Source organism: Burkholderia sp. lig30 (genome assembly GCF_000687455.2).
In the GTDB taxonomy this organism is placed as follows: domain Bacteria; phylum Pseudomonadota; class Gammaproteobacteria; order Burkholderiales; family Burkholderiaceae; genus Burkholderia.
In genome coordinates this window covers 22,864-29,648 of the sequence record NZ_JGVW01000140.1, presented here as the reverse complement: position 1 = coordinate 29,648, position 6,785 = coordinate 22,864, and the positions used below count along the sequence as shown (strand labels likewise).

The following is a 6,785-nucleotide window of genomic DNA, read 5'->3' as shown; positions in this document are numbered from 1 at the left end:
GCCGGCGACGTCGCCGGCACCCGCAGCAGGTGCTGCAGCAGCGGCTCGTAGCGGTTGAGGATCTGCAGCAGCAGGTAATCGGTGACCGTCGCGGCGCTCGCGGTCGTGTCGGCGGTGCCGGCGAGCCGCTGCGCAAGCGCATTCGCGCGCAAGCGCGTGAGGTCGTGAATCTTCGTGACCCAGCTCATGAGCAGGTCGCTCGCGCCATAACCGGATACGGGCGGCACCAGCGTATCGTCGAGCTCGATGCTGCCGTCCGCGCGGATCGTCTTCACGCGCGTGAGCGCAAGACCAATCCAGGCATCGCCCAGTTCCTTCTCCGGCAGCAGGCGCACGCGCAGGTTCGACAATTGCACCGACTCCGGTGCGAGCCCGTTCGAATTGGTGTCGCGCAACTCGGTGTCGAACACCAGATAGCGCGCGGGCGAATCCGCCGCATTCTCGAAAGTCGTTTCTTCGCAGTTCGGCAACCGCACCGGCAACGCCAGATAGATGACCTGATCCAGATGTTCGGGACGGATCGTCAGCGGCGGCGGCAACGGCGTATTGCCCGGCGCATCGAACGGCGTGCCGTCTGCCAGCACGCCGGCGGCCGACTTGACGACGACCTTGCCGAGCGCAAGCGCCTCCAGATCGAGCGCGAAGTGCGAAAATCCGAAGAAAAACGGCGACAGCGGCGCCGCACGCATATGCGCGTACTTCTCGAGATAGCGGTCCTGCTGCTGGAACAGCTGCGGGCGGAAGAACAGACCTTCCTGCCAGGCGACTTTGGCGTACCAGCTCATGCGTGCCGTCCGTGTCGTTGTGCGACGTATGTCATTTGGTGGCTTCCGTGATCCTGACGGCCTTGGCCTCGAGATCGATGGTCAGTTTCAACTTCGGCGTGAAGAATCGGTACCACGCCTTGTCCGGCGCCGCAGGCATCGTGTAGACCTCGCGCCACACCGCGTTCGGCAGGTCGCGATAGGCCGCGATCACGCCAATTGCCGTCGTCGCCGGATCGGGCCGGCGGACGACCTTCTGGTGCGCGCCGGGGCGCAACTGCAGCTCGTCGCGCTTCACGATGTCTTCGGCCAGCACCGTCTTGTCCCGGGTCTGCAGCGTGAAGAAGTCGGCCGTGTTGAAGGCGCCGTCGTTCTTCAGCTCGTAAATGCGCACGACGATCGGCGCGGCCCTTCCCCGGTCGTCCGGATTGACGCCAGGCAGCGCATTGATGCTCATGTCGAGCCGGATCGACTCTTTCGGCTTTGGATCGCCACGGCTCGCGCACGCGGAAAGCAGCGTTGCACCGGCCAGCGTGGCGACAATCAGGATCGAACGCATTGCGGAAACATCCGGATGAAGAGGAAAGCCCGGCAAAGAACCGTGTCTTCGCCAGGCGACGAGGCAACGGTGCTTACGCTTCCTTGTTACCCTTGATGTCGAAGCTGGCGGTCACGGCGCCGCCGCTGCCGCCCTGTGCGTTCTGCACGACGTATTCCTGCTTCACCTTCGCGAACGACAGCGATACCGATTCGCGGCTCTTTTCCGCATCGCTCCTGCTGCCCGACGGCTTCACGCGCGTGACGATCACGTCGCTCATCGTGAGCTTCAGGTATTCCAGCGGGTTGCCGCCGGCCTTGCGCATCACGAGCACGGCCTGGTCGATGTGCTTGCCCGTCAGCGCGTACTTCATCAGGTTCGGACTGGCGCGGTCGATGTTGTGCTCGAACGTCAGATCCTTGACGGTCGCCTTGCCGGCGCCGCCGCCGCTACCGGCGTGCATCGTCGATTCCTGCTGGATTTCCCAGTCCCAGCTCAGGATCTCGATTTCGTCCTTGTGCTTGTCGTCGAGCGACTCGCCGTTGATGCCGTCGATTTTCAGGAAAATATCCTGTGCCATTTCAGTACTCCTTCAGGTTGATAAAAGGCGGCCGGAATCGGGATGCCGTTTCCAATCCGGACAGACTCCGGCCGAACCGCGAACGAATCGCGCCGTCAGGCCGCTTCCTTGATCGACGGCAGTTTCGTGACGAGCCGCAGCGACACGGTGAGCCCTTCGAGCTGGAAATGCGGGCGCAGGAAGAATTTCGAGTTGTAGTAGCCGGGGTTGCCCTCGACCTCCTCGACGACCACTTCGGCGGCCGCGAGCGGCCGGCGGGCCTTCGTGTCCTGCGACGAGTTGACCGGATCGGCGTCGACGTAATGCATGATCCATTCGTTCAGCCACCGCTGCATGTCCTCGCGCTCCTTGAACGCGCCGATCTTGTCGCGCACGATGCACTTCAGGTAGTGCGCGAAGCGCGAGCAGGCGAACAGGTACGGCAGGCGCGCGGACAGGTTCGCGTTGGCGGTCGCGTCCGCATCGTGATACTCGGCGGGCTTCTGCAGCGACTGCGCACCGATGAAGGTCGCGTGATCGGTGTTCTTGCGGTGCACGAGCGGAATGAAACCGTTCTTCGACAACTCGGCCTCGCGCCGGTCGGAAATCGCGATTTCGGTCGGACACTTCATGTCGATGCCGCCATCGTCGGTCGGGAACGTGTGGCACGGCAGGTTCTCGACCGTGCCGCCCGACTCGACGCCGCGAATCAGCGAGCACCAGCCGTACAGCTTGAACGAGCGGTTGATGTTGACGCCCATCGCGTAGGCTGCGTTCGACCAGCCGTAGCGGCTGTGGTTCGAACCATTGGTGTCTTCCTCGAAATCGAATTCGTCGACCGGGTTGGTCTTCGCGCCATACGGCAAACGCGCGAGGAAACGCGGCATGGCGAGTCCCACATAGCGTGCGTCATCGGTGTTCCGCATCGAATTCCACGCGGTGTATTCGAGGTTCTGCATGAAGATCTTCGTCAGGTCGCGCGGGTTCGCCAGCTCCTGCCACGATTCCATCTGCAGCACCGACGGCGCGGCGCCGGCGATGAACGGCGTGTGCGAGGCCGCCGATACCTTCGCGATCGAGCCGAGCAGATCGACGTCCGGCGGCGTATGGTCGAAGTAGTAGTCGGCGACGAGGCACCCGTACGGTTCGCCGCCGAGCTGGCCGTATTCCTCTTCGTAGATCTGCTTGAAGAGCGGGCTCTGATCCCACGCGAGACCCTTGTAGCGGCGCATCGTGCGATGCAGATCGACCTTCGAGACGTCCATGAAACGGATCTTCAGGTGTTCGTCGGTTTCGGTGTTCGACACGAGGTGATGCAGGCCGCGCCAGGCCGATTCGAGCGCCTGGTAATCGTCGTGATGCAGAATCAGGTTGATTTGCTCCGACAGCTTGTGGTCGATCTGCGCGATGATCGCCGCAATGCTCTTGTAGGCGTCGTCGCTGATCGTCGCCGTCTGAGCCAGCGCTTGCTCGGCGAGCGTCTGGACGGCATGCTCGACTGCTTCACGCGCCGCATCGGTCTTGGGACGGAACTCGCGATCGAGCAATTGGGTGAAATCGGACTGCGTGGTTGCCTGCGCAACGACGGCCTGTGCTTCCTGTTTTGCCATGGTGGTCATCCTCTATCGGTTCGTCGGTCAGTTCACGCCATCCTGGTCTTCGGCGCCGCGTTCCTGATGTTTCGGCTTCGGTGCGGCGGCCAGCGACTTGAGCAGCGCCGGGTCCTGCAGCAACTGCGTGACGAGCGCCTCGGCACCCGACTTGCCGTCCATGTAGGTCTGCAGATTGGCGAGCTGGCTGCGCGCGTCCAGCAGTCGGCGCAGCGGCTCGACCTTGCGCGCGATCGCGGCGGGCGAGAAGTCCTCCATGCTTTCAAAAGTCATGTCGACCATCATCTGGCCCTCGCCTGTCAGCGTATTGGGCACCGCGAACGCGACGCGCGGCCGGATCGCCTTCATGCGCTCGTCGAAGTTGTCGATGTCGATTTCGAGGAAACGGCGATCCGACACGGCCGGCAGCGGGTCGACCGGATGCTTTCCCGACAGGTCGGCGAGCACACCCATCACGAAGGGCAGCTCGACCTTCTTTTCCGAGCCGTAGACCTCGACGTCGTACTCGATCTGCACGCGCGGCGCACGGTTGCGCGCAATGAATTTCTGCGAACTGCTGGAAGCGGACATGGATGCGGCTCCTGAATGAGGGTGGGTGAACTGGGGGCTCAGCGAACCGGCGCGTCCGGATGGACGGCGACTGCCTCGAACGTGAGGGCCTGTGCCGGTGCGCAAGACGGGTCTGCTACGCCGATCGCGATGTGCGACAGCACCTGTTTCGAAACGAACGCATCGAGCCACAGCGCGGACAGTCGGGGCAGCACGTGCTGCTCGATGAATCCGATCAACACGCGTGCGCCGGTCTCCTGCACGAGACAGCGGCCGACGATGTAATCGACGACCGTGTCGTGGTACGTCAGCGCGATGTCGTGGCCGTCGGCCATGCGCTTCACGACGCGGCCCAGATGCAGGCGGACGATGCTGGTAAGCGCGCTGTCGGCGAGCGGCCGGTACGGCACGACGGTCACGCGCCCGAGGAACGCCGCCGGAAAGGCGTTGAGCAGTTCGGGCGTCAGCGCCTCCCGCAGCCCGTCGATATCCGGCGCGAGCGTCGGATCGGCGCAAAGACTCGCGCTCAGTTCGGAGCCGACGTTGCTCGTGAGCAGAATCGTCGTGTTGCGGAAATCGATGTAACGACCGTCACCGTCGTCCATGTAGCCCTTGTCGAATACCTGGAAGAACATCTCGTGCACGTCGCGGTGGGCCTTCTCGATCTCGTCGAGCAGCACGACCGAATACGGGCGGCGGCGCACCGCTTCGGTCAGCACCCCGCCCTCGCCGTAGCCGACGTAACCCGGGGGCGCGCCCTTCAGGCCCGAGACGGTGTGGGCCTCCTGATACTCGTTCATGTTGATCGTGATCAGGTTCTGTTCGCCGCCGTACAGCGCTTCGGCCAACGCCAGCGCCGTCTCGGTCTTGCCGACGCCGGAAGGCCCCGCGAGCAGGAACACGCCGAGCGGCTTCTTCGGATCGGCGAGACCCGCGCGCGCTGTCCGCACGCGTTCGCCGATCTGACGCAGCGCGTCGGTCTGGCCGATGACGCGCGCCTCGAGCGTCACGGGGAGCGTGCGCACGGCCCCGACCTCATCGGTCACCATGCGGCCAACCGGAATGCCGGTCCAGTCGGAGACGATCTCCGCGACAATCGACGCGTCGACCTCGGGAAAAACGAGGGGCGCGTCGCCTTGCAGGTCAGCGAGCCTGCGCTCGAGATCGCGCAGCTTCGGAAGCAACGCCGCCTCGTCCCGCGAGGCTTCGCCGTCGTCAGGCCCAACGGCCTCGCGTGCAGCGAGCAACACTTGCGCGGCAGCCACCTGTTCCCGCCAACGGTTCTCGACCGCAACCTCTTCCGTCGACAGTGCGTCGATGCGTGCGCGCACGCCCGCCAACGCCCCGTCGACGTCCAGACCGATACGCGCCTCCTGCACGAGCAACGCTTCCTCGGCACGCGCGGCCGCGAGACGCTGGCGCGCGTCGTCCAGCTCGCGCGGCGCGGCATGCTGCGACAGCGCCACGCGCGCGCAGGCAGTGTCCAGCAGGCTGATGGCCTTGTCCGGCAACTGGCGCGATGGAATGTAGCGGTGCGAGAGCGTCACTGCGGCACGGATCGCTTCGTCACGCACCACAACGCCGTGATGTCGGGAAAACGTCTGTACGAGCCCGCGCACCATGTCGATGGCCGCGGCCTCGGTCGGCTCCGCGATCTGCAGGATCTGGAAGCGCCGGGTCAGTGCCGGATCTTTCTCGATGTGGCGCTTGTACTCTGCCCAGGTCGTCGCGCCGATCGTGCGGATCGTGCCGCGCGCAAGGGCCGGCTTGAGCAGGTTGGCGGCATCGCCCGTCCCCGCCTGGCCGCCGGCGCCGATCAGCGTGTGAATCTCGTCGATAAAGAGGATCACTGGCACCGGCGATTTTGCGGCGGCTTCGAGCAGCCCTTTCAGACGCGCCTCGAACTCTCCTTTCATGCCCGCTCCGGCGAGCAATGCGCCAACATCGAGCGATAGCAGCCGCACATCGGCAAGCTTCGGTGGCACGCTGCCCGATGCGATCGCGCGTGCCAGCCCTTCCACGACGGCGGTCTTGCCGACACCGGCCTCTCCCGTCACCAGCGGGTTGTTCTGCCGACGGCGCAGCAGCACGTCGATCATCGTGCGGATCTCGAGTTCGCGGCCAATGACCGGATCGATCTCGCCCGCGCGAGCGCGAGCCGTCAGATCCGTGCAGTACTGTTCGAGCGAGCCGCCCTTCGATGCAGACGGGATTGCGCCGGTCGCCTCACCTGGCGTCGCCACCGAGAAATCGCTGTGGTCGTAGGGCGCATCGGTGGCTTCGGGCGAGCCATCGATCCACGCGGGCAGCACGTCGTCCAGCCCCTCGACCGGGACCTTGCCGAACTCGGGGGAAGTCGATAGCAGGACACGCCGCAGCTCAGGGGTCTTGACAAGCGCCGCAACGAGCCACGCGCTGCGCACACGACGATCTCCGTGACTGAGTGTGGCGAGCACCCACGCACGCTCGATCGCCGACTCGACATGCCAGGAGAAATCGCTGATCGAACTGGCACCGGCCGGCAGCGCCGCCAGCGCCCGCACGCAGTCGCGATCGAGCACGTCGCGATCGATACCCGCATGCCGCACGATGCGATGCAGATCACTGTCGGGCAACTGCAATAGCTGATGCAACCAGTGGACGAGCTCCACGTATGGATTGCCGCGCAGCTTGCAGAACTGTGTCGCCGATTCGATGCTGCGGTAGAGCAGAACCCCGAGCTTCCCGAACAGCGCCTGGCGCGAAATCGTCATGCGTACCTTCTT

6 protein-coding genes are annotated in these 6,785 nt (G+C 64.7%); all 6 read right to left on the bottom strand.

Annotation, left to right across the window (positions count from 1 at the left end):
• On the bottom strand, nt 1–785 hold a 785-nt coding region (gene tssK, locus LIG30_RS24685; protein ID WP_038716412.1), incomplete at its 3' end, for a type VI secretion system baseplate subunit TssK.
• Nucleotides 786–816: 31 nt separating this feature from the next.
• Entirely contained in the window at nt 817–1,323 is a 507-nt protein-coding gene (gene tssJ / locus LIG30_RS24680) for a type VI secretion system lipoprotein TssJ (protein ID WP_038716410.1), read from the bottom strand.
• Nucleotides 1,324–1,396: 73 nt separating this feature from the next.
• A complete protein-coding gene (locus LIG30_RS24675) occupies nt 1,397–1,882 on the bottom strand; it encodes an Hcp family type VI secretion system effector (protein WP_038716409.1) in 486 nt (161 codons plus the stop codon).
• 95 nt (nt 1,883–1,977) lie between these two features.
• Nucleotides 1,978–3,471 carry a type VI secretion system contractile sheath large subunit gene (gene tssC, locus LIG30_RS24670; protein WP_038716408.1) on the bottom strand — a complete coding sequence of 498 codons (1,494 nt, stop codon included), beginning with the start codon at nt 3,469–3,471 and terminating at the stop codon, nt 1,978–1,980.
• 27 nt (nt 3,472–3,498) lie between these two features.
• Complete coding sequence (tssB, locus tag LIG30_RS24665; protein ID WP_038716407.1) at nt 3,499–4,041, bottom strand: type VI secretion system contractile sheath small subunit; 543 nt, start codon at nt 4,039–4,041, stop codon at nt 3,499–3,501.
• A 38-nt stretch (nt 4,042–4,079) separates the two neighbouring features.
• Nucleotides 4,080–6,773: a type VI secretion system ATPase TssH gene (gene tssH, locus LIG30_RS24660; protein WP_038716415.1), complete on the bottom strand. Its 2,694-nt coding sequence runs from the start codon at nt 6,771–6,773 to the stop codon at nt 4,080–4,082.
• Nucleotides 6,774–6,785: the final 12 nt, after the last annotated feature.

What these genes read in the sequence shown, in the direction of transcription:
- tssJ (WP_038716410.1), bottom strand. Translation starts at nt 1,323, where the DNA reads ATGCGTTCGATCCTGATTGTCGCCACGCTGGCCGGTGCAACGCTGCTT.
- LIG30_RS24675 (WP_038716409.1), bottom strand. Translation starts at nt 1,882, where the DNA reads ATGGCACAGGATATTTTCCTGAAAATCGACGGCATCAACGGCGAGTCG.
- tssC (WP_038716408.1), bottom strand. Translation starts at nt 3,471, where the DNA reads ATGGCAAAACAGGAAGCACAGGCCGTCGTTGCGCAGGCAACCACGCAG.
- tssB (WP_038716407.1), bottom strand. Translation starts at nt 4,041, where the DNA reads ATGTCCGCTTCCAGCAGTTCGCAGAAATTCATTGCGCGCAACCGTGCG.
- tssH (WP_038716415.1), bottom strand. Translation starts at nt 6,773, where the DNA reads ATGACGATTTCGCGCCAGGCGCTGTTCGGGAAGCTCGGGGTTCTGCTC.